This window comes from Streptomyces sp. NPDC046876 (assembly GCF_040645035.1).
GTDB lineage: Bacteria > Actinomycetota > Actinomycetes > Streptomycetales > Streptomycetaceae > Streptomyces.
Genome location: NZ_JBEYXK010000033.1, coordinates 38323 through 62243, shown reverse-complemented (window position 1 = coordinate 62243; position 23921 = coordinate 38323). Strand labels below are relative to the sequence as shown.

23 protein-coding genes and 4 pseudogenes are annotated in these 23921 nt (G+C 70.8%); 15 read left to right on the top strand and 12 right to left on the bottom strand.

Going from position 1 to position 23921, the window contains the following annotated elements:
- Positions 1–30: 30 nt before the first annotated feature.
- Positions 31–464: pseudogene (locus ABZ924_RS19555) on the top strand (helix-turn-helix transcriptional regulator); the annotation flags it as partial.
- Between the two features lie 48 nt (positions 465–512).
- On the opposite strand, the gene ABZ924_RS19550 reads toward ABZ924_RS19555, so the two are convergent.
- Entirely contained in the window at positions 513–686 is a 174-nt protein-coding gene (locus ABZ924_RS19550) for a hypothetical protein (RefSeq protein WP_361910930.1), read from the bottom strand.
- Between the two features lie 147 nt (positions 687–833).
- On the opposite strand from ABZ924_RS19550, the gene ABZ924_RS19545 reads away from it, so the two are divergent.
- On the top strand, positions 834–1037 hold the full coding sequence (locus ABZ924_RS19545; RefSeq protein WP_361910927.1) for a hypothetical protein: 204 nt from the start codon (positions 834–836) through the stop codon (positions 1035–1037).
- A gap of 59 nt (positions 1038–1096) precedes the next feature.
- Here the strand turns inward: ABZ924_RS19545 and ABZ924_RS19540 are convergent.
- A pseudogene (locus ABZ924_RS19540) lies at positions 1097–2092 on the bottom strand (SMI1/KNR4 family protein); the annotation flags it as partial.
- Positions 2093–2105: 13 nt separating this feature from the next.
- Between ABZ924_RS19540 and ABZ924_RS19535 the strand changes: the two are divergent.
- The 3 genes from ABZ924_RS19535 to ABZ924_RS19525 all read left to right on the top strand — a co-directional run bounded on the left by ABZ924_RS19535 (position 2106) and on the right by ABZ924_RS19525 (position 3444).
- The gene (locus tag ABZ924_RS19535) at positions 2106–2489 is read left to right on the top strand and encodes a barstar family protein (protein ID WP_361910924.1); all 384 of its coding nucleotides are present in this window, start codon (positions 2106–2108) and stop codon (positions 2487–2489) included.
- Positions 2490–2606: 117 nt separating this feature from the next.
- Positions 2607–2774 carry a hypothetical protein gene (locus ABZ924_RS19530; RefSeq protein WP_361910921.1) on the top strand — a complete coding sequence of 56 codons (168 nt, stop codon included), beginning with the start codon at positions 2607–2609 and terminating at the stop codon, positions 2772–2774.
- Positions 2775–2862: 88 nt separating this feature from the next.
- Positions 2863–3444 carry a hypothetical protein gene (locus tag ABZ924_RS19525; RefSeq protein WP_361910918.1) on the top strand — a complete coding sequence of 194 codons (582 nt, stop codon included), beginning with the start codon at positions 2863–2865 and terminating at the stop codon, positions 3442–3444.
- A gap of 352 nt (positions 3445–3796) precedes the next feature.
- Here the strand turns inward: ABZ924_RS19525 and ABZ924_RS19520 are convergent.
- Positions 3797–3886, bottom strand: a pseudogene (locus ABZ924_RS19520) (LysR family transcriptional regulator); the annotation flags it as partial.
- A gap of 239 nt (positions 3887–4125) precedes the next feature.
- Positions 4126–4686 carry a helix-turn-helix domain-containing protein gene (locus tag ABZ924_RS19515; RefSeq protein ID WP_361910916.1) on the bottom strand — a complete coding sequence of 187 codons (561 nt, stop codon included), beginning with the start codon at positions 4684–4686 and terminating at the stop codon, positions 4126–4128.
- A gap of 113 nt (positions 4687–4799) precedes the next feature.
- Between ABZ924_RS19515 and ABZ924_RS19510 the strand changes: the two genes are divergently transcribed.
- Positions 4800–5453 carry an NAD(P)H-dependent oxidoreductase gene (locus tag ABZ924_RS19510; RefSeq protein ID WP_361910913.1) on the top strand — a complete coding sequence of 218 codons (654 nt, stop codon included), beginning with the start codon at positions 4800–4802 and terminating at the stop codon, positions 5451–5453.
- Complete coding sequence (locus tag ABZ924_RS19505; RefSeq protein WP_361910910.1) at positions 5450–5773, top strand: multidrug efflux SMR transporter; 324 nt, start codon at positions 5450–5452, stop codon at positions 5771–5773. Before ABZ924_RS19510 ends, ABZ924_RS19505 begins: the two co-directional genes overlap by 4 nt.
- A gap of 56 nt (positions 5774–5829) precedes the next feature.
- Here ABZ924_RS19505 and rph read toward each other — a convergent pair whose 3' ends face one another.
- The 4 genes and pseudogenes from rph to ABZ924_RS19485 all read right to left on the bottom strand — a co-directional run bounded on the left by rph (position 5830) and on the right by ABZ924_RS19485 (position 12299).
- Positions 5830–8451 carry a rifamycin-inactivating phosphotransferase gene (gene rph, locus ABZ924_RS19500; RefSeq protein ID WP_361910907.1) on the bottom strand — a complete coding sequence of 874 codons (2622 nt, stop codon included), beginning with the start codon at positions 8449–8451 and terminating at the stop codon, positions 5830–5832.
- Between the two features lie 410 nt (positions 8452–8861).
- Positions 8862–9389: pseudogene (locus ABZ924_RS19495) on the bottom strand (agmatine deiminase family protein); the annotation flags it as partial.
- A 10-nt stretch (positions 9390–9399) separates the two neighbouring features.
- Entirely contained in the window at positions 9400–11232 is a 1833-nt protein-coding gene (locus tag ABZ924_RS19490) for a glycoside hydrolase family 15 protein (protein ID WP_361910904.1), read from the bottom strand.
- A 659-nt stretch (positions 11233–11891) separates the two neighbouring features.
- Positions 11892–12299 (bottom strand): hypothetical protein, encoded by a 408-nt coding sequence (locus ABZ924_RS19485; RefSeq protein WP_361910901.1) that lies wholly within the window; start codon positions 12297–12299, stop codon positions 11892–11894.
- Between the two features lie 271 nt (positions 12300–12570).
- Here ABZ924_RS19485 and ABZ924_RS19480 point away from each other — a divergent pair, with 271 nt between their 5' ends.
- Positions 12571–13167, top strand: a complete 597-nt coding sequence (locus tag ABZ924_RS19480) for a TetR/AcrR family transcriptional regulator (protein ID WP_361910898.1) — start codon at positions 12571–12573, stop codon at positions 13165–13167.
- A complete protein-coding gene (locus tag ABZ924_RS19475; protein ID WP_361910895.1) occupies positions 13164–13727 on the top strand; it encodes a TIGR03086 family metal-binding protein in 564 nt (187 codons plus the stop codon). Before ABZ924_RS19480 ends, ABZ924_RS19475 begins: the two co-directional genes overlap by 4 nt.
- 251 nt (positions 13728–13978) lie before the next feature.
- On the opposite strand, the gene ABZ924_RS19470 is transcribed toward ABZ924_RS19475, so the two are convergent.
- Together ABZ924_RS19470 and ABZ924_RS19465 are read right to left on the bottom strand one after the other, a co-directional pair.
- The gene (locus tag ABZ924_RS19470; RefSeq protein ID WP_361910892.1) at positions 13979–15112 is read right to left on the bottom strand and encodes an NAD(P)/FAD-dependent oxidoreductase; all 1134 of its coding nucleotides are present in this window, start codon (positions 15110–15112) and stop codon (positions 13979–13981) included.
- 265 nt (positions 15113–15377) lie between these two features.
- The gene (locus tag ABZ924_RS19465) at positions 15378–15872 is read right to left on the bottom strand and encodes a cupin domain-containing protein (protein WP_361910889.1); all 495 of its coding nucleotides are present in this window, start codon (positions 15870–15872) and stop codon (positions 15378–15380) included.
- A gap of 81 nt (positions 15873–15953) precedes the next feature.
- Here ABZ924_RS19465 and ABZ924_RS19460 point away from each other — a divergent pair, with 81 nt between their 5' ends.
- Together ABZ924_RS19460 and ABZ924_RS19455 are read left to right on the top strand one after the other, a co-directional pair.
- Positions 15954–16805: a LysR substrate-binding domain-containing protein gene (locus ABZ924_RS19460; RefSeq protein WP_361910887.1), complete on the top strand. Its 852-nt coding sequence runs from the start codon at positions 15954–15956 to the stop codon at positions 16803–16805.
- Between the two features lie 88 nt (positions 16806–16893).
- Positions 16894–17475 (top strand): hypothetical protein, encoded by a 582-nt coding sequence (locus ABZ924_RS19455; protein ID WP_361910885.1) that lies wholly within the window; start codon positions 16894–16896, stop codon positions 17473–17475.
- A gap of 136 nt (positions 17476–17611) precedes the next feature.
- Here the strand turns inward: ABZ924_RS19455 and ABZ924_RS19450 are convergent, their stop codons facing one another.
- Positions 17612–17899, bottom strand: coding sequence for a hypothetical protein (locus ABZ924_RS19450; protein ID WP_361910882.1), 288 nt, complete (start codon positions 17897–17899; stop codon positions 17612–17614).
- 336 nt (positions 17900–18235) lie between these two features.
- Between ABZ924_RS19450 and ABZ924_RS19445 the strand changes: the two genes are divergently transcribed.
- The 4 genes from ABZ924_RS19445 (at position 18236) to ABZ924_RS19430 (ending at position 22369) form a co-directional block, all read left to right on the top strand.
- A complete protein-coding gene (locus ABZ924_RS19445) occupies positions 18236–19249 on the top strand; it encodes an ion transporter (protein WP_361910879.1) in 1014 nt (337 codons plus the stop codon).
- Between the two features lie 212 nt (positions 19250–19461).
- Positions 19462–21369 carry an NAD(P)-binding protein gene (locus tag ABZ924_RS19440; RefSeq protein ID WP_361910957.1) on the top strand — a complete coding sequence of 636 codons (1908 nt, stop codon included), beginning with the start codon at positions 19462–19464 and terminating at the stop codon, positions 21367–21369.
- A 93-nt stretch (positions 21370–21462) separates the two neighbouring features.
- The gene (locus ABZ924_RS19435; protein WP_361910876.1) at positions 21463–21843 is read left to right on the top strand and encodes a nuclear transport factor 2 family protein; all 381 of its coding nucleotides are present in this window, start codon (positions 21463–21465) and stop codon (positions 21841–21843) included.
- Positions 21844–21955: 112 nt separating this feature from the next.
- The gene (locus ABZ924_RS19430; protein WP_361910873.1) at positions 21956–22369 is read left to right on the top strand and encodes a VOC family protein; all 414 of its coding nucleotides are present in this window, start codon (positions 21956–21958) and stop codon (positions 22367–22369) included.
- A gap of 37 nt (positions 22370–22406) precedes the next feature.
- Here ABZ924_RS19430 and ABZ924_RS19425 read toward each other — a convergent pair whose 3' ends face one another.
- A complete protein-coding gene (locus ABZ924_RS19425) occupies positions 22407–23630 on the bottom strand; it encodes an alpha/beta hydrolase (protein WP_361910871.1) in 1224 nt (407 codons plus the stop codon).
- Positions 23631–23921 lie beyond the last annotated feature (291 nt).

The following is a 23921-nucleotide window of genomic DNA, read 5'->3' as shown; positions in this document are numbered from 1 at the left end:
GCGAAGGCGTTCGCCCCCCGTCCCCGGGGCGCATCCGAGCTGGAGAATCCGCGCCTGGGCACGGACGCAGTCTTCCTCGCCCTCCTGGACACACTCCTGCTGTACATCCTGCGCATCTGGTTCAAGGGACAGCCCGCTCGAGAAGGCACCACGGGATGGGCCGCCGCACTGAACGACCCCCAGGTCGCCTCGGCCTTGCAGGCCGTCCACCGGGACCCGGCGGCACCGTGGACCGTGGCGACACTCGCTGCGGAAGCCGGGTCTCCCGGGCGCCCTTCGCCAGACGCTTCGCCGCACTGATCGGCCAACCGCCCCTCGGCTACCTGACCTGGTGGCGGATGACCACCGCAGCGCTCCTGCTGCGGACATCGGACGCACCGTTGAGATCCATCGCCGACCAGGTGGGCTACGCATCCGAGTTCGCCTTCGCCCACGCCTTCAAACGCGCGTACGGAACCGCACCGGCGCGTATCGGCCGAACAGCTGATCCGGAGCGGCAAACCTGGGTATGTTCAGTCGTACGCGGCTGGGCACATCACGGTGTACGCCGACATCTGCTGCTTCGTCATCGTCGAGCGGCCCTCGATGTGGCGCTTCTCCGCCTCCTGATACAGCACATCCTCGGTCCGCTCCGACGAGCTGCCACCACCACCCGACTTCTGGCCGCCTGCCGCTGAGGGCGCCACAGCACCCCACCCCTTTGCCCGGACCAGACGTGGAGCAGTCCGGGCCCCACATCACCCAACCGACACAGTCGGTTAGTAAAATGGTGCACGCCGTCACTTTGCGTGGCAATTTGGAACCGCCCCCGCGTTCCAAGAGGAGACGACGTCATGGCCGGTAAGCAGAACAAGCGCCAGGAACCCAGCAAGAGTCGGCAAGAGCAAGAACGCCTGCGCTCCGGCCAGGACCCAGCCCACCCCGGCACCGAGCAGGAAGCCGCCCGGGGCAAGAGCCCCGAAGAACTCAAGCCAAGCAGCCAGGACCAGGGCAAGCGCGACCGCGGCGAGGACGAGACGCGCGACAAAGAGCACTGAGAACGGCCAGACCCGCCACACCGACACCCACGCCCACAGGACCCCGGCGCCCTGCGTCCTTACGCCGCGGGGCCGAGATCACCTGCGACGACGGTCCGGATGATCGGGGGCCGGTTCCAGAGGGCGAGGAGTTCGCTGGCGAGATCCGCGACGGGCAGAGGGTCCTCGTCGTGGCCTACCTCGATGAAGGCCGCCGACAGGCCGCGCGGGACGGCTTTGGCGTCGAGGAGGGCCCGCCAGTCCTGCGGCCCGAGTTCCAGGTACTCCAGCCCCGTGAGCCCGGCGATCTCCCGCGGGTCGGCGATCGTGCCAGGGTAGGCGGTGAACGTGCGCAGCCGAGGCAGCGCCATGAGCGGCACGAGGCTGAAGGGCGGACCGTCCCAGGCACCGATGGAAAGGACTTCCAGGTCGGGGTGGACAGCGGCTTCCAGGATCCGCAGGCCGGCAGCGTTGACGTGAGCCACGGCCGGAGGCCGGTGATCCACCCCGAGACCGGGTTCCGCACGGGGCCTGTCCAGCACCAGGTCGGTGAGGGAGTCGGCGACGAGTGCGGCGCCGACGCTCTCCTCGTGGGAGAGGATGATGACCTGTCCCAGGTGTCCTCGGGGGCCTGGTGTCAGGTCGACGGCCAGCCGGTCGCCGCCTCCGTTGTCACCGAAGACGATCCAGCCCGCCGAGCCGACCAGCCCCTGCACAACGGCGTCGGGCCGGATGTCGACCGCCTCCAGGGCCGCGAACTGCCAGGGGCACTCGCGGGTCGCCGCCTCGGCAACGTACACGTTCTCCAGGTCGAAGAGCTCGCAGCGGACCGCCTCGGAATGGCGCCGCGACGCCTTGTAGTCGCCACGCCAGTCCTCCCACTTCGCCCGTGTCACCCGGTAGAGCGCCTTGAGTTCGTCGGGCAGGGCGATGCCCAGGCGTGTCTCCGCGGAGGCGATCTCGGCTTCCGTGGCACCCACGGCGTCGGGCAGCCGTTCGCGCAGCGTCCGCTCCAGCAGCGCGGGGTCCGCCGACGGCGCCGGCACCGCCCCGGGCGCCGGATCGGGAAGGCGACGTAATGTGCGGGCTGTGACGGTGAGATACGTGTTGGACGGCAGTCAGGTCAAGACGCTGGAGGACTTCTGGCGGGTCGCCGGCGAGAGCATCGGCTGCGGCGGCTACTTCGGCCGGAACCTTGATGCTTTCGCTGACTGCCTACGCGGCGGCTTCGGGACGCCGGACGACGGCGACTTCGTGATCGAGTGGCGTGATCACGAAGCCTCCCGCCAGCATCTGGGATATCCGGAGACTGCTCGGCAGCTCGAGATGTGGCTCGCCCGCTGTCATCCGACGAACAAGGCACGCATGGCCGCCAGGCTGGCGGATGCCCGCGCGGGACGTGGCCAGACCGCCTTCGACTGGCTCGTCGAGATCATTGAAGAAGAACTGCCGGGGGGCCTGCGCCTTCGTTAGCCAGGCGGACTGGACCACAGAGCCGGCAGACGACCCTCGTCGATATGGTCAGCGAGGTAGATCAGGGTGGCCTGAGGGTCCAGGCCGAACGAGGCGGCGACGAGCTTGGGGTCCATCGTGTTCACCAAGCCGTGCCTGCCCGCGCTGCCCGTCGACGTCACCGAGCGGATCATCGTCCCGGTCACCGCCTGCCCGGCCCGGAGGCCGGCCAGCCGTGCACGGCGACCTTCGCTCTGGGGGCCCTCGGACGAGTTCCCGAAGCTGATAGCCGAGGACGCGAAGTAGCGGGCTCCGCTCCCGGGGGTTTGGTTGCCGAGCACCGAACGGGATGTGTGAGACTCCCCTCGAATGATCATTCGGGGGGAGTCTCACGTTGAACGCGTTCTTGAGGAGGGTGTGGATCGGGCTGGCCGCGGCTTTGATCGTGAGTCTGGCTGCCGTGGTCATGCCGGACCAGGTACAGATCGACGACGACGGGCGCGTGCACCTGGGCGCGCCCTTGTCCAAGCCGTCCGGATCCGCGTCGGCGCCCGCGCCGGCGCCTGGACCCACGTCGCCGCCCCTCACGCGGGACGAGGTGGACGAAGTGATCCGGACGGCGGTCCGCGCGGCGGGCCTCGATCCGGAGCAGGGCAAGTCGACGGTCCCGGCCGGATCCAACCTGAACAGGACGGGCTGGATGGCCGTCCGGGAGAAGGCCGCCGCACAGTCCGAAATGAGGGCGATCTGTGCAGACTTGGAGCGCCAGGGCTGGGCGCTGAACCCGAACGGCGACAGCGCCGACGTCTCCCGCAGCTACAAGCGCGGGGGCTGGTACCTGCTGGTGAGCACGCGCGGGAAGACCCAGGAACCGTCCAACACCCTGAGCGACTCGCAGACCTACCTGACCATGACCGGGCTCCAGCTCACTCTGTCCGACATACCGCTCCCCGAGGTCACCGTCCGCATGCGCTGACCACTCACAGCACAAGCCCGCAGCGTCTTCCGCCTTCCACGGCAGGGTCACGACAGCGTGATCCGGGGCCGCTTCCCGATCGGTTCCCAGGGCGGCGGCGGCCCGTAATGCGTCGGCTCGCTGGGCCGGATCGCTCGGCTGGGCAATCCTGTGGTGGCGGGATGGCGCCGCCGCCGTACTTCTCGGCGAGCGCGCCGCAGCCCCCGCGTGCGGCCGCATGACCCCGCACGCTGCCGCCAGCCCTGACCCGGCCTCCTCGGTCCGTCCCCGACCAGTGCCCGCATGCCGACAACACCGAATCGGGCGTGCCGTGCGCCGCCCCCGCGTCACCTTGTGGCTTCCCACCCTTGCCAACGCCCGTACGGTTGTCGCCCTTGTGGGACATGGTGATCCCGAGCTCGTCCAGGGCGAAGACCTCGGGCCCCGCAATGTTGCGCATACCCCCTCAGTGGGGTTCCCACGGCGACGTCCTCGAAGGTGACACGGGTGTCGACAAGGCGCATTCGTCCCGGCCGACGCAACGCACCGCAGCCCCACAACCCGTCCTGGCCCTGGCCCTGCCTCACTGTCGGCGGCCGGTGAAGGCCCGCAGCACCAGGGACGATGCCGTGCCATGGAACCTGTTCAGCGGCCTGCGGCGGGAGCCCATCGGGGAGCGTCCGGCGTGGTCTGTCGGCCTGTTCAGTCGGCCAGCAGCACGCGCGCCAGCCGCCCCAGCGCTGCCTTGACCCGGTCCGGCGTCACTCCCTGCGCGCGCTGCTGGAGGAAGACGTCCGGTGCCAGCGGCGCGAGCAGGCTGTCCACCAGAGCCTCCGGGTCCGGGGTGCCGGCCTCGCGCAGCAGGGCGAGGACATGGGCGCGCCAGAAGCCGTACGCCCCGACGGTGAAGCGCTTCTCGCCGGTCTCGGCGCCCAGCACCAGGTGGCCGTGGGTGTCCAACAAGTCGACCATGGCGGCGTAGAAGGCGGTGAGCCGCTCGAGTGGCGGCGCGCCGGGGCCCAGTGGCGGAGCGCCGCGCAACAGCTCTTCCTGCAGGCGGCGTTCGTGCTCGTCGAGGAGGGCCGCCGCGATGGACGTGACGTCCGGGTAGCGGCGGTAGAGCGTGCCGCGGCCGATGCCGGCCGCCCGGGCGATGTCCTCCATCGTGACCGACCGCGGATCGCCGGCGGCGAACAGCTCGGCGGCGGCGGAGAGCACCTTGGCCCGATTGCGGGCGGCGTCCGCGCGTTCCCTCGTCTCCATGCATCTCAGCCTACCGGAATAACTGGACGCCCTGTCCGGTTGGACCTCTCGTCCGGTATAACTGGACGCCGTGTCCGGTTACCGTTCCGGCCGATACCGAGGGGGTCCTTGTCATGACCACACTGCTGCACCTCGACGCCAGCGCCCGCCGCCAGTCCTTCAGCCGAGAGGCCGGCGACGCCGTCGCCGCCGCTTGGCGCGCGTCCCACCCGGGTGGCATCCACGTCCACCGCGACCTGGCCAGGACCCCCGTCCCGCAGATCGGCGAGGCGTGGACCGAGCTGTGCGACTACGTCCTGGAGCACGAGATCACCGACCCCGCCCGGTACCGGGAAGCCGTGCGGACTCCCGCGCAGGAGGCGGCCTGGGCCGTCGTCGAGCCGCTGCTGGCCGAACTCGTGGCCGCCGACGCCGTGTTGATCGCCACGCCGATGTACAACTACTCGGTCCCGGCGTCCCTGAAGGCCTGGATCGACCAGGTCACCTTCCCGCGCATGTCCCTGGCCGGACGGCGGTTCGTCGTGGCGTACGCCCGCGGCGGGGCGTACGGCCCGGGCACCCCGCGCCACCCGTACGACCACCAGGAGCGCTACCTGCGCGACTTCTTCGCCGGACACTTCGCCGTGCCGGAGGAGGCCATGACGTTCCTCGGCACCGAACTGGTCAACTCCCTCACCGATCCCGCCCTCGCCGGCCGGCGCGGGGCGCACGACGCGTCCCGCGCGGCCGCGCTGGAGGCCGCCCGCAAGACGGGAGAGTCGCTGTGAGCTGGCTCCTCCTCGTCGCCGCCGGCCTGGTGGAGGTCGGCTGGTCGCAGAGCATCAAACCGACGGCCGGGTTCACTCGCCCGCTGCCCACGCTGCTCTGCTTCGCGCTCGCCGCCGTCGCCGTCTATCTGCTGTCCCTGGCGATGAAGGGCCTGCCGGTCGGCACGGCCTACGCCGTCTTCACCGGGATCGGCGCTGCCGGCGCCATCACTCTCGGCGTCGTGGTCCACAAGGACCCGGTGACCCCGGGCCGCCTCCTCGCCCTCGCCCTGATCGTGGGCGGCGTGGCGCTGTCCCACGCGACCGCCCCGGCCGAGTGAGGAGCCCGAGGCGGGGAGGGTTGCCCGTGACGGCTGCGATGCCGCTCTCCTCCCGGTCAGGGGAGGATCTCGACGTAGCCGTCGGTGCCGTGCACGCGGATCCGCTGGCCGTCCCGGATCAGGCGGGTGGCCCCCTCAACGCCGACGACGGCCGGCAGGCCGTACTCCCGGGCGATCACCGCGCCGTGGGTCATCAGGCCGCCCACCTCGGTCACCAGGCCCGCGATCCGGACGAACAGCGGTGACCAGCTGGGGTCGGTGAAGGCCGTGACCAGGATGTCGCCCGCTTCGAGATCGGCCTCCGCCATGTCGAGGACGACCCGGGCCCGCCCCTCGACGGTCCCGGCCGAGACCGCCACGCCGGCCAGGGCGCCGGCCGGGACGTCGTCCCGGCGGTAGGACCCGGTGAGGGCCTCGCCGTCCGAGGTGAGCACCCGGGGCGGGGTGAGCGCGTGGTGCGCCCGGAACGCCTCCTTGCGCTGCCGGACGAGCCGCGGGTCGACCGGCCGGCCGGAGCGCACGACGTCGTGGAGTTCCGGGAAGGTGAGGTGGAAGACGTCCTCCCGCTCGGCGAGCACGCCCGCCTGCAGGAGGCGTTCGGCCTCCTGCATCAGGGCCTGCTTGTAGACGAAGTAGCGGCTGATGATGGCGTACTTGGGGTACTCCCGGTACCCGATGAAGGTGCGGACCCGGTCGATCATCCGCTGGGTCTCGTCGGCCTTGCGGTCCCCGTCCGGCAGGGCGCGCAGGCGTGTCAGCACGTCCTGTTCCTTCTGGTGCGCCTTCTGCCGCCCCACCTCGAAGCGTCGCGCGGCAGCACCCGGCTCGAAGGTGCGCACGTGGTCGAGGATCACAGGGACCAGCGTGCTGGGCTGTTCGCGCCAGCGCGGCCTGGTGATGTCGATCTCGCCGACACAGCGCATGCCGTACCGGTCGAGGTAGGCCTCGATGGCGTTGCGGGCCTCGGGCCCTCCCGGGAGCTTGGCCAACTCGTCCAGGAAATCGTCGTCCTGCACGTCCCGCAGGAACGCGACCACCTCCGGCAGCGGGCGGATGACGTCCGCGACGTCGAGTAGGGCCAGCCCCATCTGCGAGGTGATGTTGTCAGGGGCGGACAGCGTCAGCGTGTCGGCGGCGTTCTTCTCTCCCAGCCACTCCCCCAGCTTGTCGTTGAGCCACCACGTGGCCTCCATGCCCGCCATGATCGCCTGAATGCTCAGCGGATCGCTGAGGAGGCGCTTGTGCTCCTCGAAGGCCTCCAGCAGGAAGTCGAACAGCGCCGGTCCGCTCTTCGTACGGATGTCGCGCTCCAGGGCGGCGAGGGAGGCCCGGCTGCGCTCGATCAGTTCGGTGACGATGGCCGGATCGGTCTCGATCGGGTCGGGCGCACCGCCACCGCCGGGCGGCAGGCCGCCGGAGCCCGCGCCCGGTTGAGGGAGCGAGGGAACGAAGTCGCTGCGGTCGAGGACCGTCTCCAGAGCGTCCCGGACCAGCGGGTCGCCCTTGCCGAGGGCGTTCAGCAGGGCGGCGCGGCTCGCGGGCGAGGCCAGGCGCTGGGTGACGTCCACGAACAGCCGCCCGCCGGCCTCGTGCATCGGCACCATGGCCGTCAGCTGCCACATGGAGAACCCCAGTGGCTTCATGGGGTCGGTCATCATCTGCCCGTGGCCGACGGAGACGTAGACGCGGTCGTCCCGGTCGTCCCGGTCGCCGCTCTCCGGGACGGGGAAGAGCGTCGTGATCGGCCGGCTCTGCACGATCCGGAAACCGTCGTCCACCAGGCACCATTCGATGTCCTGGGGGCAGCCGAAGTGCGCTTCGATCCGCCGCCCGAGCTCGACCAGCCGTAGGGCCTGCGCGTCCGTCAGCGCCGGCTGCTCCTGCTGCTGCGGGTGGACCGCCACCTCGTGGGTGCCGCCGGCCGGCAGGGCGGTCAGGGCGCGCTGTTTGGCGGCGATTTTCCGGGCGACGACCTCGCCGTCGCGCACGGTGAAGACGTCCGGGTTCACCAGGCCGGAGACCAGTGCCTCGCCCAGGCCGAATCCGGCGTCGATGGTGGCGACCTTCCGGTTGCCCGTGACGGGGTCGGCCGTGAACAGGATGCCGGACGCGTGCGGGAAGGCCATCTGCTGCACGACCACGGCCATGTGCACCGTGCGGTGGTCGATGCCGTTGCGACGGCGGTAGGCCACGGCGCGCTCGGTGAACAGCGAGGCCCAGCAGCGGCTGATGTGCTGGAGGATCGCCGTCGGCCCCACGATATTGAGGTACGTGTCCTGCTGGCCGGCGAAGGAGGCCGTCGGCAGGTCCTCCGCCGTGGCGCTGGACCGCACGGCGTAGGCGGCCCGTTCGCCGGACCGGGCGAGTGCGCGGGTGATCGCCGCCGCGAGATCCTCCGGGACCGCGGTTTTTTCGATGGTCCGGCGGATCTGCGCGCTGAGCGTGCGGATCGCTTCCCCGTCGTCCGGGTCCACGTGGGACAAGCGATCGAGCAGGTCGCCGACCGGGGGTGCCTGCGCGATGATCCGCCGGAAGGCCTCCGTCGTCACGCAGAAGCCGCCCGGCACGCTGACCCCTTCGATGCGCGACAGCGCGCCCAGGTGTGCGCCCTTGCCGCCGACGGTCGCGACCTGGGTCTCGTCCACTTGGTGAAGGTCCCACACGTACTGCTCGTTCACTGCGATGCCTCCGGGGCGGTGATGGCTCGGGCGACGATTTTGCGCCCTGCCCGGGGCCTTGCGGCAAGCCCCAGGTCGCGCTATAAGTTGAGAGTGGCAAGGAGAGCGCTCTCCTTGCCTTTGCCGTTTCCGGCTGCCCACCCCGTGTCCGGCTGTGCCATGGCCCGGTCATTGCGGCCCGCTGGAGCCCCCGGGTGAACACCGCAGGCGGGGCTACCTGCCCCGGCGGCTCCTGTACCGCAGGCCATCTGCTGCTCGGCATCGTCCGGAGAGCTGTGACGACGCCGTTGACGGTGTAGTAGTTGGTGTAGCTGGACAGGAACTCCGGCTGGGTTCGGACGCGGTGCTCGGCCTCGTCGGGCAGCCGCAGCGTCGCGGGTCCGGCGGGGGCCGTGGCCGTGCGGCAGCCGTTACGGGGCCGGCTGCTGCTGGGTGACGCAGTGGATGCCGCCGCCTCCGGCGCCCAGGTAGTCGGTGTTCAGCTGGACGACGGTCCGGCCCGGGAAGAGCTGGACGAGTGCGGCCTTGGCCGCGGCGTCCGCGGAGGTGTCGCCGAACTGGGAGGAGATCACCGCCCCGTTGCACACGTAGTAGTTGGCGTAGGCCGCGACGAAGTTCGGGTCGGCCGAGCGGATCTTGTAGTAGTCCGGTCCCTGGAGCTTGGTGACCGCCATGGGCGTGCCGGCCGCCGTCTTGGACGTGGACAGGATCTGGTACTGCCGGCGCGCGTCCTTCGCGTAGGCGTCGTCGTCCGTCGCCAGCGGCATCTGGACCACCGCGCGCCCCGGTGCGAGGAACCGGGACGTGGCGTCGACGTGGTCGTCGGTGATGTCCTGGCCGACCACCCCGTCGAACCAGATGACCTTGGACGCGCGGTAGGCGGAGCACATCGCGACCTCGATCTGCGCCTGCGGCATCCCGGGGTTCCGGTTGCGGTTGACGTGGGACTCAGCCGAGGGCGCGGTCGAGGTTGAAGGCGGCGCTGACCAGCGAGAGGTGGGTGAACGCCTGGGGGAAGTTTCCGAGTTGCTCTCCGCTGCGGCCGATCTCCTCGGCGTAGAGGCCGAGGTGGTTGGCGTAGGTGAGCATCTTCTCGAAGGCCAGCCGGGCCTCCTCCAGGCGTCCGGCGCGGGTGAGGGCCTCGACGTACCAGAAGGAGCAGATCGAGAACGTGCCCTCGGAGCCCCGCAGTCCGTCCGGGCTGGCCTCCGGGTCGTAACGGTAGACCAGCGAGTCGGAGACCAGATCCGTGGTGAGTGCGTCCAGGGTCGAGAGCCACTTGGGGTCGGTGGGCGAGATGAACTTGGCCATCGGCATCATCAGCACCGAGGCGTCGAGTACGTCGTTCCCCAGCCCTTGGACGAACGCCCGGCGGGTGGGCGACCAGCCCTCTCGCATGATCTGCCGGTAGATGGCGTCCCGGCTCTGCTGCCAGCGGGGAAGGTCGGCCGGCAGGCCGCGCCGGTTGGCCATACGGATGGCCCGTTCGATCGCCACCCAGCACATCAGCCGCGAGTAGACGAAGTTCCTCCGGCCACCCCGGGTCTCCCAGACGCCCTCGTCGGGCTGGTCCCAGTGGTCGCAGAGCCAGTCCACCACAGCGCCGACCTCGTCCCAGTGGTCGCTGCTGATGGGCTGCCCCCACTTGTCGTACAGGTAGACGGAATCGATCAGCGCTCCGTAGATGTCCAGTTGGAGCTGCTTGGTGGCGGCGTTCCCCACCCGTACCGGCGCGGATCCCAGGTGCCCTTCGAGGTGGTGCAGCTCGGACTCGGGCAGGTCCCTGCGCCCGTCGATGCCGTACATGATCTGCAGCGGACCGGCGGGGCCGGCTCCCGGCTCGATGCACCGTTCGGACAGGAATCCCATGAAGGCCTCGGCTTCCGAGGTGAAGCCCAGGCGGAGCATGGCGTAGACGCAGAAGGCGGCGTCGCGGACCCATACGTACCGGTAGTCCCAGTTGCGCTCGCCTCCGACCCGCTCGGGCAGGCTGGTCGTCGGGGCGGCCACGATCGCACCGGTCGGCGCATAGGTGAGCAGCTTCAGCGCCAGCGCGGAGCGGTGCACCATCTCCCGCCACCGGCCTCGGTAGCGGGAGCGGCCCAGCCAGTGGCCCCAGAACCGTACCGTCGCCTCGAACTGCTCTTCCGCCTCCGCGTGCGGGCAGGCCCGTGGGCGGACGTCGCCGGTGATCCGGTCGAGGGCGAACACCACGGACTCGCCTTCGAGGAGCTTGAAGTGCGACCACACGTCCGAGCCGTGACACTCGAGCGGTGCGGTGGAGGACAGTGCCAGCGACAAGGACGGGGACTCGAACACGGCCTCGTGGGCGTGGGCGCGTACGGTGTGCGCTTCGGCACCGTAGCCGAAGCGGGGAGCTATCCGCGCCCGGAACGGAAGGGTTCCCCGAACGCATATCACCCGCCGGATCAGGCGGTGCCGGGCGGCCTCGCGCGACTCGTCGACGACCGGCATGAAGTCCTGGATCTCCGCCACCCCGTCGGCGGCGTAGAACCGTGTGATCAGCACGTTGGTGTCGGGGAAGTAGAACTGTCGCGTGCGCGTCGGCGCGTCGGCGGCCAGCTCCCACGATCCGCCCCGGTCGGCGTCGAGGATGGACGCGAACACGCTCGGTGCGTCGAAGCGCGGGCAGCAGTACCAGTCGATCGTGCCGTTGGTCCCGACGAGCGCCGCGGTACGGAGGTCACCGATCAGGCCGTGCTCGGAAATCGGCAGGTAGCGCGAGCCGTCCACTCCCCCGGATCCGGTCCGGAACTCCATGCCGGCCTCCCTACTGTCTCGCCGTGGGCAGGTGCAGGGATCAAGAGGACCTTGTCATTCATGGTAGATCGCCCTGCATGCCGGCGCGGTGAGCCGGAGACGAACCGGTCCAACAAGTGTTCGTGTCCGGTCTGGCGCCTCACCCGAATACGGGCGCCGCGCCGCCGGAAGAACACCTGCCACGGCGGCTTCGAGTGGCCCTGATCTCGAGCAGGGCCACGTTCCGTGGCCGACTATTCACCCGTTCGGAGTGGGTGAGCGAGCGCTCACTATGCCGAGCGGCTGCCCGAGGCACGCTGGCCCTGGACCTCGAGGGCCGGATCACGTTCGTGAACGGCGCGGCGGCCGCGCTGCTTCGGCCGGACCTCGGACCGGCTGCTGGTGACCCGGCCCTGGCAGTCACTGCCCTGCGTCGAGTTCACCGCCCCAGGCCCCCTGGAGCGCCCGTGCCGTCCCCACCGGCGAGCGCCCCGAGTCCCGCCCGCCCGGCCCTCCACGCGTCCGCCGTGTCCCGGCCCGCCCACACCGGCCGCCTCCACCTGCTCCTGCCCGTGTTCGGCGCGGACGGCCTGGTCCTCTGCGCAGCCGACGCCGGGCGTCTGCAGATCACCGGCTGGCACGTTACGACCCCAAGGCCGTCGAACGGCGTCAGGGCAGGGTCAGCAGCCGGGGCCGATCGGCGGAGACGATGTCAGGGCGAGTGCGGCGATCCGCAGCTCGGCCGCCCACGTCCGCTCGTCAAGCCCCGAGGTGTACTCGATGCAGCACACGCATTGCGGGATCAGCGATACGAACGATCGCTCCTCAACGGTTTCGGCCTCCGTCTCCCACCAGCCATCCGTCGCCAGGTCGGCGGGAGCGATTTCTCCCTTGATCAGCCTCACCGCCAGCCGGCGCAGCGCGTGGCGCCGCGCCAGGCCCGGATCAGGCAGCTCGAGTCCGGTCTCGGAGAGTGCTTGCTCGAACGCGTCGCGGATATCGCGCGTATCCGCGTTGCGGGGCATACCGGCGAGCTCGCACAACATCGGGGTGTCCAGCCCGGCCGCGAGTGCCTCGGCGGCAATCATCGGCAGGTCCTCCGAGCGGATCTCATCCGCCTGGTAACGGCACGCCACCTCACCCAGAGATGTGAGGCCACTCCGTGTTGAGGATTCCGGTTCCGGTGTGGTTCCTGCTGTTCTCATGACTCGCACGATGCCAGCACCGTGTCCAAGAAGGCCGCCCAGGGGGCGGTCTGCTCGGTACTCACCCGCGTGTTCGCCTGAACCCGAAGGCTGAGCCCACGAAAGCTCGGACTTGCCATGGTGGAGTGTTGCTCTAGAGCACTACTCTGGCGCCATGTTGGTTTCCGATACCTACCAGCGCATCCTGGCCGCGGCCCTCGGCTGCTTCCTCGAAAACGGAGTGCAACGCACGACGGTGGAGCAGGTACGCAAACGGGCGGGGGTCAGTAACGGCAGCTTCTTCCACCACTTCCGCACCAAGCAAGACCTTGCCGAGGCGGTCTACCTTCACGGCCTTCAACAGCACCAAGCCGAGCTCATGACCGTGCTGACGCCTCAGGCTGCTCTGCAAGCCGGCATCGAGGGAGCCGTGCGCCGCCACCTCGCCTGGGTGGAGGCGCACCGGGAGCTGGCTGCCTTTCTCGCCGCGCCACCTGACTGGGTCACGCCCCGTGACGCTCCCCGGATCACGGCCTGTAGCAGGGAGTTCTTCCAAGCCGTCGCCCAATGGCTGAGGGGCCGCGGCTGGGACGGCACACCCGAGCTGAGCGTGGTGGTCGCTGTGTGGATCGGACCGGCTCAGGAATACACCCGCAACTGGCTGATGGGCGGAGGCGGGCTCCCCCACACGGCGGCAACAGCACTGGCCCGGGCCGCATGGAACGCCCTGCATCCGCTCATACCGACGCCCAACTTGGAGGAAGCGCAATGAGCCACGTCTTCGCGCGCTACCAGCGCGTGCTCGCAGGCGTCAGCGACGTCGTCGATCGAGTACCGGCCGACCGCTGGACCAGCGCCTCTCCCTGCCCTGGATGGACCGGCTTACACGTCCTGGGACACATCATCGACGGCCAGCAGCAGATCGCTGCTCTCCTGTCCGGCCAGGGACCGCGTGAGCCACTTCGGGATCCGGCCGAGGCGGTCGTCGGGCAACCGGCCACTGCCTGGGCCGCCACGTGCCGGTCCATGCTGGATCTGCTGACCACCACCGATCCGAACAGTCGAGTTGCCTCACATCACGGCGAAGTGGCGGCCGAGTGGGTGCTGGCCACGGCCGTCATCGAACCGCTCGTGCACGGCTGGGACCTCGCGCAGGCCGCGGGTTTCGAAGCGCACCTTGATGGTGAGGCCGTCGGGGCGTGCCTGGCCGCCGTTGCTCCCATGGCCGAGCAATTCGCCGCTACCGGAATGTACGCACCCGCTCTGACCGCTTCGGCGCAGGCCACGCCTCAGCAGCAGCTTCTGGCTCTCCTGGGGCGGGAGGCCGCGTGACCTTCGGAGCGGCTCCCGTTCGCGTGTCCTGCGCTCGGTGGGCAGGCTTCAGCCGCGCGAAGCTTAAAGGCGCGCCTGATACTGGTGCCGGCCCGGCCGGCCGCCGTCGCCGTCCAGCGGCCGGCCCGTCACGACACCGGGCACAGCTCGGCTCCGCCAGCCGCATGGGCCACCTCGCCCGCTGCGAGCCCCGAGCACTCACCGACCGGCGTTCTCATCGCTCGCGCCCGTAATCGATGCGCCTCAGCGGCTCATTGGTGGCCCTTCTCGGTGATCATGTCGATCAGGCCCTGGGCGGTGTTGTGCTCGGAGTCGATCCCCGGGACCTCTCCCCCCTCAAAGGTGGCGGGCTCGGCGCTGCGGGGGAACATGGCCTGCTCGTACTCGGTGAGCGCGGTCTCGACATCCTCGGGGTGCGCGGCGAGGGCCTTGCCGAGTTCGGCGCCGTCGTACATGGCCAGGTTGGCGCCTTCGCCGTTCGGGGGCGCGAGGTGGGCGGCGTCGCCGAGCAGGGTGACCCCTGGCACCCGGTCCCACCGGTGCCCGGTCGGCAGAGCGTAGTGGGGGCGCAGGACCGGAGCCGTGTCGCCGTCGGTGATCAGCGCGGTGAGTTCCGGTGCCCAGCCGTCGAACTCGGCCGCGATCCGCGCGGTGGCCGCGGCGGCATCGGTGAAGTCGATGGCGGCGAACCAGTCCTGTGGCCTGCTCAGCGCCACGTAGGCGTGCAGGGTGTCGCCGCTCTCCCGGTGAGCGAAGATCTCCCTGCCCGGCGAGGGCGCGATCATCATCCCGCCACCGACCGCTTTCGCGGCGGCCGGGTGGCGGGTGTCGGCGTGGAACAGGTATGTCTCGACGAACGACGTGCCGACGTACTCGGGTGTGGCGGTGGAGAGCAGCGGCCGTACCCGTGACCAGGCGCCGTCCGCGCCGACCAGCAGGCTGGTGACGGCGGCGCCGCCGTCGGCGAACGTCACCTCGTGGCGGCCCTCGCCGAGGGCGCGGGTGCTGCTGACCTTGTGCCCCCACCGGACGGTGCCGGCCGGGAGCGAGTCGAGCAGGATCTGTCGTAACGCGCCGCGGTGCGCCTCGGGGCGTCCGCCGGTGCCGTCGTCGGCCTTGTCGAGCAGGACGGTGCCGTCCGGGTCGAGGACCCGCATCGCCTGGTGGCCTTCCAGGACGATGGCGTGGAACTCGTCCATCAGGCCGGCCGCCTTGAGGGCGAGCTGTCCGTTGTAGTCGTGGATGTCGAGCAGTCCGCCCTGCGTGCGCGCCGTCGGGGAGGACTCCGCCTCGTAGACCGTGGCGGGGATTCCGTGGACGTGCAGGACACGGGCCAGAGTGAGTCCGCCGAGTCCGGCGCCGATGATCGTCACGGGCGTATGCATGATGGCTCCTGGGAATCGGGGCCGCCCGGTGAGTTCTGGCCGGCCGTGACTGGAACATTGCCGGACCCCACCGACAAGCCACCGACATCGAACCGACAGCCGCCGACGGGTGACCGACGCGCAATCAGCCCCGACACCTGCCCGGCATGGTCGCGCGCAGCTCTGCCACGAGCTCGACGACTGTCGTACGTGCCTGATCGACCCCGGTCGCGGACCGGGCTTGTTCACAGCCGGACGGCCAGCGAGGGAGCGATGCCGGTCGGCTTCAGGCGCGGTCGGTGGCGGGCTCGCTCGCGTAGTGGCTCATCGCGTCGATGTTGGCCTGTGGAGTCAGCGGCCGGCCGTCGGCGAGCACCTCCTGGAGGTCTCGGAAGTACTGCACGTACAGGTCGGGGGTGAAGGTGCTGAGCATGACGGCGGGCTGGTCGGTCAGGTTGGCGAAGGTGTGAGGGGTGCCGGGCGGAACCATCACGAGCGTGCCCGTGGTGGCGTCGTGGTCCTGGTCCCCTACGGTGAACCGGACGGTGCCGGAGAGGACGTAGAAGCCCTCGTCGTGCCGGCCGTGGCGGTGCTGCGGCGGTCCCTGGGTGTGCGGGGCGAGGACCGACTCGGCGATCGCGAGGCGGTGCCCGGTGTGGCTGCCGTCCTCGAGGACGCGCATGCGCGTGGTGCCCAGAACGATCGTCTCGCCCTCGCCGGGACCCACCACCGACAGGGCGGGTCCGGTCTGCTGCTCGCTGTTTCGTGCTTCTTCGGTCATGCCCACCAGTGCACCGCCCGAGCTGCTTCGGTGTCCAAGACCCGTTCCACGGCGCCGATTCCCGCTGGGTATCGTTGCAGCGTGGAGCTACGCACCTTGCGCTATTTCGTCGCGGTCGCCGAGGAACTCCACTTCGGCCGGGCCGCCGCCCGACTGCACATGAGCCAGCCGCCGCTGAGCCGGGCGGTCAAGCAGTTGGAAGCCGAGATCGGGGCCCTGCTCTTCGCCCGCTCGCCCACCGGCGTCACGCTCACTCCGGTGGGCACGGTGCTGCTCGACGAGGCGCGCGCCCTGCTCGACCATGCCGACCGCGTCCGGGTACGCGTGAGCGCGGCAGCCGGCGCCGCGACCCTCACCATCGGCATCCTGGGCGACGGCACCGACCCGGGCGTGTCCCGGCTGGCCGCCGCCTACCGCCGAAGCCACCCGGGCATCGACATCCGCATCCGCGACACCGGTCTGACCGACCCGACGTGCGGACTGCGTACCGGACTGGTCGACGTCGCGCTGACTCGGGCGCCGTTCGACGAAACCGCCCTGACGGTGCGGGCGTTGCGGGCCGATCCGGTCGGCGTGGTCCTGCGCGCCGACGATCCCCTGGCCCGCCGCGACGGCCTGCGGCTGGCCGAGCTGAGCGACCGCCGCTGGTTCCAGTTCCCGCAGGGCACCGACCCCGTCTGGCAGTCGTACTGGAACGGCGGCAGGCCCCGTGAGGGCCCAGTGGTGCGCGCCGTCCAGGAATGCCTGCACGCGGTGCTGTGGAACGGTACGGTGGGCCTCGCCCCGCTCGGACACGACCTGCCCGCGGAGCTGGCCATGGTGCCGCTGATCGACATGCCGCCGAGCCGAGTGGTGGCGGCGTGGAACAAGGGCGACACCAACCCGTTGATCCGATCCTTCATCGAGACCGCGACCACCGCCTACCGTCACTGACTGATCGTTTCAGAATGACTTGTGAGGGCTCACGTCAGGTGTGGTCCGGCGCCCCGTAGGATCAGCGGCACTCGCTATCGTCCGCGCCATGACCTCGAGTGATCATCTGCTTGACCTGATCCACAACACCCCAGAGACCGATCTGCTGCTGCGGTCATCGTTCGGCTTCGACGTCCATCGGAGGCACTATGGCGAGGGCTTGGGGCTTGCCTCGGGTGCACCGCTGGAGGTGATCGCCGGGGAGTCCGCCGGTGGGGCGTACTTCCTGTGTGCTGAACGCAACGGTCGCCGGCCGGTGGTGTTCGCGAGTTCCGAAGGGGAAGGCGGTCTGCTCGCCGATGACCTGGCGGACGCGTTGGAGATCATCATCGGGCTGGAGTGGCACGACTGCCTCTTGTTCTCGGGCGGTGGCGATGTGGAGGTCATGCAGGCCTCTGCTCAACGCCTCGAACGGACTCGTGACAAGTACAACCCGGACATCGACGACGAAGCTGCCCGGGTGGCCGCAGCCCTGTCGCTGCGCATCGCGCCTGTGACCGACCTCGTCATCCGGTTGCACGCAGCCGCCTCGAAGACCGAACCGGACTATGTCGTGACTGACGACGACGGGCAGGCGTTCGACCCGCTCTTCGGCGAGCACCTGGAGCCTCGCGGCGGTGGCCGGCGCTGAACCCGGCCGGCCGCTGCCGTCGGTCGAATCGGCACCGCCGCCTCGGGCGATGTCTGACCATGCGGCGGGCAGATTCCCCGCTGTGTCTGCCCGACTTGTCCCCGACGCCCCCGCAGGCTCTTCGCTGCCTGACAGCTCACAACCCGCGGATGGCTTCGGCCAGGTCAGGGCCGTAGGAAGCCCAGCATATGACGGAGCCGTCGAGGTCGAGCTGCCCCATGAACCAGTCGTCGCCGGCTCTTGCGAGGCACAGGTCCCCGTCATGGAAGGAAATGATGACGTCAGGCTGGAGGACGTCGTAGTCGGCGGCGCCGTGCACCTCAACGACAACGAGTCGTTCGAGCGAGAGCAGATCCGCTCTGGCGTCACCCGATGCGGAGCGGACCTGCTCGATCGTCCATCCGTCGGGAAGACCTGCGTTCACTGCCGCATGATCGCAGCGGTCGGTGTCTCACAGCCACTCGTTGATTGCGGCGACCAGTACGGTGGTGTGATCGCGGACCGCGCCTACCTCGGTACCGGGCTGATCGTCCGCCGCCCCGAGCACACCTTCGCCCGCATGAAGAACCGCTTCAAGAGCCGGATGTGCCCGATCGGGTGGTGTGGGTCCCTCGTACGCGACCTCTGCGTACCGGCGGCGGTTAGGGGGCCGGAGGAGCCACCCGGGTGCCTTCGGGCGGCGCCGAGCCCGCCGCCGGAAGGCCGCCCGTGCGGCGTGGAGCCGGGAGCGGGACGAGACCGACGAGCAGGGGGAGCACACATGACGCAGCCGGCGAGGGTCCGACGGGCGCGGGTACGCATCGCGCGACGCTGTCGCACGGTCACGGAAGCGCCGTCCTTCTCTCTCGGCGTCTTCGCGATGATCGTCGGCAATGCGGCGCTCCTCGGGGTGGAGACGTACGGCGGCCTGGTCGAGCGACACGCCGGGGTGCTCGACGCGGCGGAACGCTTCTTCCTCACCGCGTTCACCGTGGAGATGCTGCTGCGGCTGGCCGCCTGCGCCGACCGGCCGCGCTCTTTCCTCCGCGATCCGTGGAACTGCTTCGACCTGCTCGTCGTCGCAGCGGCGTTCGTCCCCCTGCTGCGCGAGAACACCACCCTGCTGCGCCTCCTGCGCCTCGCCCGTGTCCTGCGCACCGCCCGCTTCCTGCCGCAGCTGCGCATCCTGCTCATCGCGATCGGCCGCAGCCTTCCGGGCACCTTCAGCTTCCTCGTCGTCGGCGCGCTGATCCTCTACGTGTACGCCATGCTCGGCTGGATGTGCTTCGCCGACAGCGACCCCGCCCACTACGGGTCCCTGGGCCGCGCCGGGCTCACACTGTTCCTGCTGATGACGCTGGAGGGGCTCGGCGACGCCGTGCACGCGGGTCTGGCCGCCTCGCCGTGGTCGATCCTCTTCTACGCCTCGTACGTGCTGCTGGCCTCCTTCGTCCTGGTCAACGTGCTCATCGGGGTCGTCCTCAACTCCCTGGAGGAGGCACGGGAGATCGAGGAGGCCGCGGCCCGCGCGAAGGCGTCCGCAGCCGCCTCGCCCGGAGTGGTTGCCGTGCCGTCGGCACTTCCCGCGGCCGGGGAGCGGGAACTGCTCGAACGGCTGCACGCGGCCCGCCGGATCCTGGAGGAGGCCGAGGCCCTCCTTGGTCGCGCGCCGTCCCCGGCCGGTCCGGTCGCCGAGCCGTCCGCGGAGGCCGTCCCCGGCCCGGCTGCCGAGCACGTCGCCGCAGAGGCACCCCGTCCGCACGAGCCGGCACTGGAGACCTCCGGGCGTGCCTGACCCGCCGGCAGTGGCAGCCGCACTCAGCGCGCGCCGGCGCCGCCGACGGCGCGCACGGTCTGCGAGCGAGCGCCTCTCCCGCCGTTCCTGCACCTCGGGCCCCTGCCGTACGTCGGCTCCAAGGCTTGCCCACCTGTCCGACGAGGCATGCTCCGGTTGTGCGGCCCTCGCGTAACTCCCCCGTCCCGCCGTCCGCGGAGCCGGTCGGCAGGATGGTCGTCTGCGGAGACGACGGACTCGCCCACCGGCTCGCCGCGGAACTCCTCGACGTGTACGGCGAACACGTCACCCTGGTCGTACCCGTCGCCCGCGACGCCGAACGGGTGCTCGCGCCCCGCCGCGGCCGCGGGCCGGCACTCGGGCTCCTCGCACGCGTACCGCTGGCCCGGCAGTGGGAGTCCGGCCCGGGAACGGAACGGTCGGCAGTGCGCGAGCTGCGGATCCTGGAGGCGTCCGAACCGGACGAAGCGGTCCTGGCCGCCGCAGGAGTCGGGGGCGCGCCCGCCCTCTCGCTCGTGTACGAGGACGACGACCGCAACGTGCAGGCAGCCCTGGTGGCGCGGCGCCTCAACCCCCGCCTGCGCCTGGTGATCCGCCTGTACAACCGCAAGCTCGGGCTGCACCTGGCCCAACTGCTGGACCAGGCGGCCGCGGGAGCGGACCCGTCCATGCACCTGCTGGACGTGGACGCGTCCACCACCGTCCTGTCGGATGCGGACACGGCCGCCCCCGCCTTCGCAGCCACCGCCGTCGCCGGCACCAGCAAGGTGGTCCAGGCCGACGGACTGCTGCTGAGGGCGGTGGAGCGCCCACCCCGGCGGCGCGTGGCCCCTCCCGCCGCCACCCTGTGCACTCTGGCCGTGCTGTCGGCGGACGCGGGGCACCCGGAGGACAGCGACGCCTCCGCCCGTGCGCACGGACGGGACGGGGAGCGGGAGCTGAGGCTTCTTCCGGACGACCGCGAGACCGCCCGTGCCGGCGGGCGCAGCGTCATCATCCTGGAGGCCGTGCCGCCCGCGGGCCGCCGCTACTTCGCCTCCCCGCTGCTGGGCGCGGCGGCCCTGGTGGGCTCGCTCGGCTCGCTGTTCTCCCCCCGCCTGACCTGGTCGTTGGGCGCGGTGGCGGCAGCCGTCGGCGCACTCGGGCTGGCCTCGTGGCTGACGACGGGCGACTCCCCGTACCACGCCGCGTACGTGACGTTCCTCGACGTCTTCGCCTTCAACGACCCGGCCGTGCGCGAGAGCGCCGTACGGCAGCTCCTGCAGGTCCTCGGCGGGTTCGTGGGCATGCTGCTGCTGCCCGTGCTCGTGGCCGCGGCGCTGGAGGCGCTGGGCGCGTTCCGCACGGTCGCGGGGCTGAGGCGGCCGCCGGGCAACCTCTCGGGGCACGTGGTGCTGGTGGGGCTCGGGAAGATCGGCACCCGCGTGCTGGCCCGGCTGCGGGAGCTGGGCGTCCCGGTCGTGTGCGTGGAGGAGGACCCCCTGGCGCGGGGGCTGGCACTCGCCCGGCGCCTGCACGTCCCGGTGGTGATGGGCGACGTCACCCAGGAGGGCGTGCTCGAGTCGGCCCGCGTCCACCGGGCGCGCGCCCTGCTCGCCCTGACCAGCTCCGACAGCACCAACCTGGAGGCCGTACTGCACGCCCGGACCGTCAAGTCGGACCTGCGCGTCGTGCTGCGCCTGGACGACGACGATTTCGCCGCGGCCGTCGACCGCACCCTGGCCACCGCCCATTCCGCGGCGCTCACCCGCAGCCGCAGCGTCACCCACCTGGCGGCTCCCGCCTTCGCCGGGGCGATGATGGGACGGCAGATCCTCGGTGCCATCCCCGTCGAGCGCTGCGTCCTGCTGATCGCCGCCGTGGAGGTGGCGGGCCTGCCGGAGCTGGAGGGCCGCACCATCGGGCAGTCCTTCCGGCCCGGCGCCTGGCGCGTCATCGCCCTGGACACGGCGGTCCCCGGCGTGCGCCCCCCGGACGGCGCCGCTGTCGCCGGCGGCTTCGTGTGGGGGCTGGACCCGGGCCGTGTCCTCACCGCCCAGGACCGGGTCCTGATGGCCGCCACCCGCCAGGGCCTGGCCGAGCTCCTGGGCCGCCGCCGTACCCCGGCTTCCCGGCCCTGACCTGGTGCGGGCGGACCTTACCGGCCCGGACCGGGTCAGGGCCGACGTGGCGCGTCGCGCCGGTGCCCCGGGCGTCCGCCGTACGGTGGCCCCATGAGCGATCCCGAGAGGAACAAGGCCACCGCCCAGGCGTTCTACGACCTCATGTTCAACCAGTGCCGCCCCCGGGAGGCCATCGAGAGATACGCGGGCGACACCTACGTCCAGCACAACCCGCACGTCGGCGACGGCAAGGAGGCGTTCGTCGACTACTTCGAGCGCATGGCCGCCGAGTACCCCGGCAAGCACGTCGCATTCAAGCGGGTGCTTGCGGAGGGCGACCACGTCGTCCTGCACTGCCACCAGATCTGGCCGGAGGAGGAGTACGCGGGCATCGACATCTTCCGCTTCGACGGCGACGGCAGGGTCGTCGAGCACTGGGACGTCCTGCAGGTCATCCCCCCGACGTCCGCGAACGACAACACCATGTTCTGACCGGTCGGCGGGCACGGCCCGGTCCGCCTCGCCCGTACCACCGGAACCGGACAATCCCCTTGCCGTGCGGGGGATTTCGTGTGCGGACGGACACCGCGGGTACACGCGGACCATGAGCGTGCAGAAGACACCCGTACTCGCCCTCGACTGCGCCGAGCCCGAGACGCTGGCGCGGTTCTACGCCGACCTGCTCGACGGAGACGTCCGGCCCGGCCCCACCGCCGACGACGTGGAGGTGGTGGCCGCGGCCGGAATCCGGCTCGCCTTCCGCCGCGACCTCGGCTACGCACCCCCGAGTTGGCCCCGGCCGGAGGACTCCCAGCAGGCGCACCTGCGGATCCACGTGGCCGCCGTCGACCTCGACGAGGCCGAACGGGAAGCGGTGTCCCTGGGCGCCCGCCCCCTCGGCACCGGCACCGAGGACGGCCCCTGCCCGGTGCGCCGTCTCAGCGACCCCGCGGGCCACTCGTTCGCGCTGGCCGCGCCCGACCCCGCGCCCACGGAAGCCGGCCCTGCCCAGGAGTGAGGCACGGCGGCCGCCCGCGGTGCCTGCCGATGTCGGGTCAGCTGCCTGACAGCTTCTCCTGCAACCAGTCGAAGACGACCTCGCAGTGCTGCTGCGGCGCCATCGGGGAGCAGTGCAGCTGCGCGCCGGTGGCTGCGGTGAGCTTGACGTAGTCCTTGGGGGCCTTCAGCTTGTCGAACATCCGGCGCGGCTGGCCGGGATAGAACTGCTCGTCGTCGTAGTCGAGGACCAGAGTGGGCATCTTGATGCGGTCCACCACGTTCGTGATGTCCAGCGACTCGATGATCTTGGCGGGGGTGTAGAAGTCGGTGAACATCTTTCCCTTGCGGGCGTCGAGCATCGCCGGCACGGAGAAGGGCTCGAAGCGCTTCTTCATCGTCGCGGCAGCGGATGCGGGCAGGTGGGGAACCACCTCCTTGTTCCAGATCTGGTTGGTCACCTCCTTGTCCGGGGTGAGGATCTTACGGATCTCCGCAGGAAAGCCCAGCCAGGGCGCGAGCACGGCGGGCATCGCGACCACAGCGGCGATTCTGTTCTCGAAGGCCGCGGCCCGGGGGGCCAGGTCCCCTGCCATGCTCAGCCCGGTCAGGGCGATCTTGCCGGTGTCCACGTCCGCGCGGGCGGTCAGCCAGTCGACGAGCGGCGTAACCACGGTCTCCCAGCGCGGCGTGAAGACCACCTGGTCCACGAAGAGGAGCTGCCCCTGGCCGGGCCCGTCGTACACGAGTGCGTTCCAGCCGCGCTCCAGAGCGGCCGGGACGCCGTAGGTCCACATGTCGACGTTCTGTCCATCGCTGCCGTTGGTGAGGATCACGGTGGGGCGCCGCTCACCGGAGTCGTCCGGCCGGAAGAACCACACGGGCAAGGGGGTCTTCCCGTACGGGACGTTCGCCGTTACCGGTGCCGGGTCGCACAGCTTGCAGAACTTGTCCCAGGCGCTGCGCCCGGCCTTGTACAGCTGCTCCTCGCTGCCGGGGTCGTCGGAGCCCAAGACGAAGAACAGGGCCTGGGCGTAGTACTGAGCGGCCCGCAGCGCACGGAAGCGGGTGGTCTCCGTCCCTGGCTTGCCGCCCTGGGGCGCCTTCATCAGCTGATCGCCGAGCTTCTTGAAGGTCTCGGTGTACGTCTGTGCGGAGAGGCCGGCCTTGTTGATCGCGTTGACGGCGGTGAGCACCTCGCCCACCTCACCGGCGCCGTAACCGGACGCGCCGAGCGCGAGGAGCCCGCTGAAGTTGAAGCCCGGGTCTTTGAAGAGGGTCATCACCCCGGGCGTGGGACCGCCGCCCGCGGGAGTGGAGGCCGACGCCGTGCGATTGGCAGTGGGCCCATTCCCGGGCATCGCGCCCGACGGGGTGCACCCAGCGGCCAGTACGGCCCCGGCCCCACCGACGAGCCCTGCGAGCGCGCTGCGGCGGGTGGAGCCGGATGCACGGTCACTCGATACGTACGTCATGCCAGCCGAACGTACGAGCCGCGCCGGCGGACCCCCCTGCGCGACACCCGCCGTTCCTCCGAACGGGGCTCACCCAGCCCCTGGGTGCCTCAGCCGCGC

Excerpts from the sequence above, each read along its gene's own strand:
- ABZ924_RS19545 (WP_361910927.1), top strand. The coding sequence starts at position 834 with ATGGCCGGTAAGCAGAACAAGCGCCAGGAACCCAGCAAGAGTCGGCAA.
- ABZ924_RS19435 (WP_361910876.1), top strand. The coding sequence starts at position 21,463 with ATGAGCGATCCCGAGAGGAACAAGGCCACCGCCCAGGCGTTCTACGAC.
- ABZ924_RS19475 (WP_361910895.1), top strand. The coding sequence starts at position 13,164 with ATGAGCCACGTCTTCGCGCGCTACCAGCGCGTGCTCGCAGGCGTCAGC.
- ABZ924_RS19455 (WP_361910885.1), top strand. The coding sequence starts at position 16,894 with ATGACCTCGAGTGATCATCTGCTTGACCTGATCCACAACACCCCAGAG.
- ABZ924_RS19430 (WP_361910873.1), top strand. The coding sequence starts at position 21,956 with ATGAGCGTGCAGAAGACACCCGTACTCGCCCTCGACTGCGCCGAGCCC.
- ABZ924_RS19490 (WP_361910904.1), bottom strand. The coding sequence starts at position 11,232 with ATGGAGTTCCGGACCGGATCCGGGGGAGTGGACGGCTCGCGCTACCTG.
- ABZ924_RS19480 (WP_361910898.1), top strand. The coding sequence starts at position 12,571 with ATGTTGGTTTCCGATACCTACCAGCGCATCCTGGCCGCGGCCCTCGGC.
- ABZ924_RS19485 (WP_361910901.1), bottom strand. The coding sequence starts at position 12,299 with ATGATTGCCGCCGAGGCACTCGCGGCCGGGCTGGACACCCCGATGTTG.
- ABZ924_RS19440 (WP_361910957.1), top strand. The coding sequence starts at position 19,462 with ATGGTCGTCTGCGGAGACGACGGACTCGCCCACCGGCTCGCCGCGGAA.
- ABZ924_RS19510 (WP_361910913.1), top strand. The coding sequence starts at position 4,800 with ATGACCACACTGCTGCACCTCGACGCCAGCGCCCGCCGCCAGTCCTTC.
- ABZ924_RS19470 (WP_361910892.1), bottom strand. The coding sequence starts at position 15,112 with ATGCATACGCCCGTGACGATCATCGGCGCCGGACTCGGCGGACTCACT.
- ABZ924_RS19425 (WP_361910871.1), bottom strand. The coding sequence starts at position 23,630 with ATGACCCTCTTCAAAGACCCGGGCTTCAACTTCAGCGGGCTCCTCGCG.
- ABZ924_RS19465 (WP_361910889.1), bottom strand. The coding sequence starts at position 15,872 with ATGACCGAAGAAGCACGAAACAGCGAGCAGCAGACCGGACCCGCCCTG.
- ABZ924_RS19445 (WP_361910879.1), top strand. The coding sequence starts at position 18,236 with ATGACGCAGCCGGCGAGGGTCCGACGGGCGCGGGTACGCATCGCGCGA.
- ABZ924_RS19515 (WP_361910916.1), bottom strand. The coding sequence starts at position 4,686 with ATGGAGACGAGGGAACGCGCGGACGCCGCCCGCAATCGGGCCAAGGTG.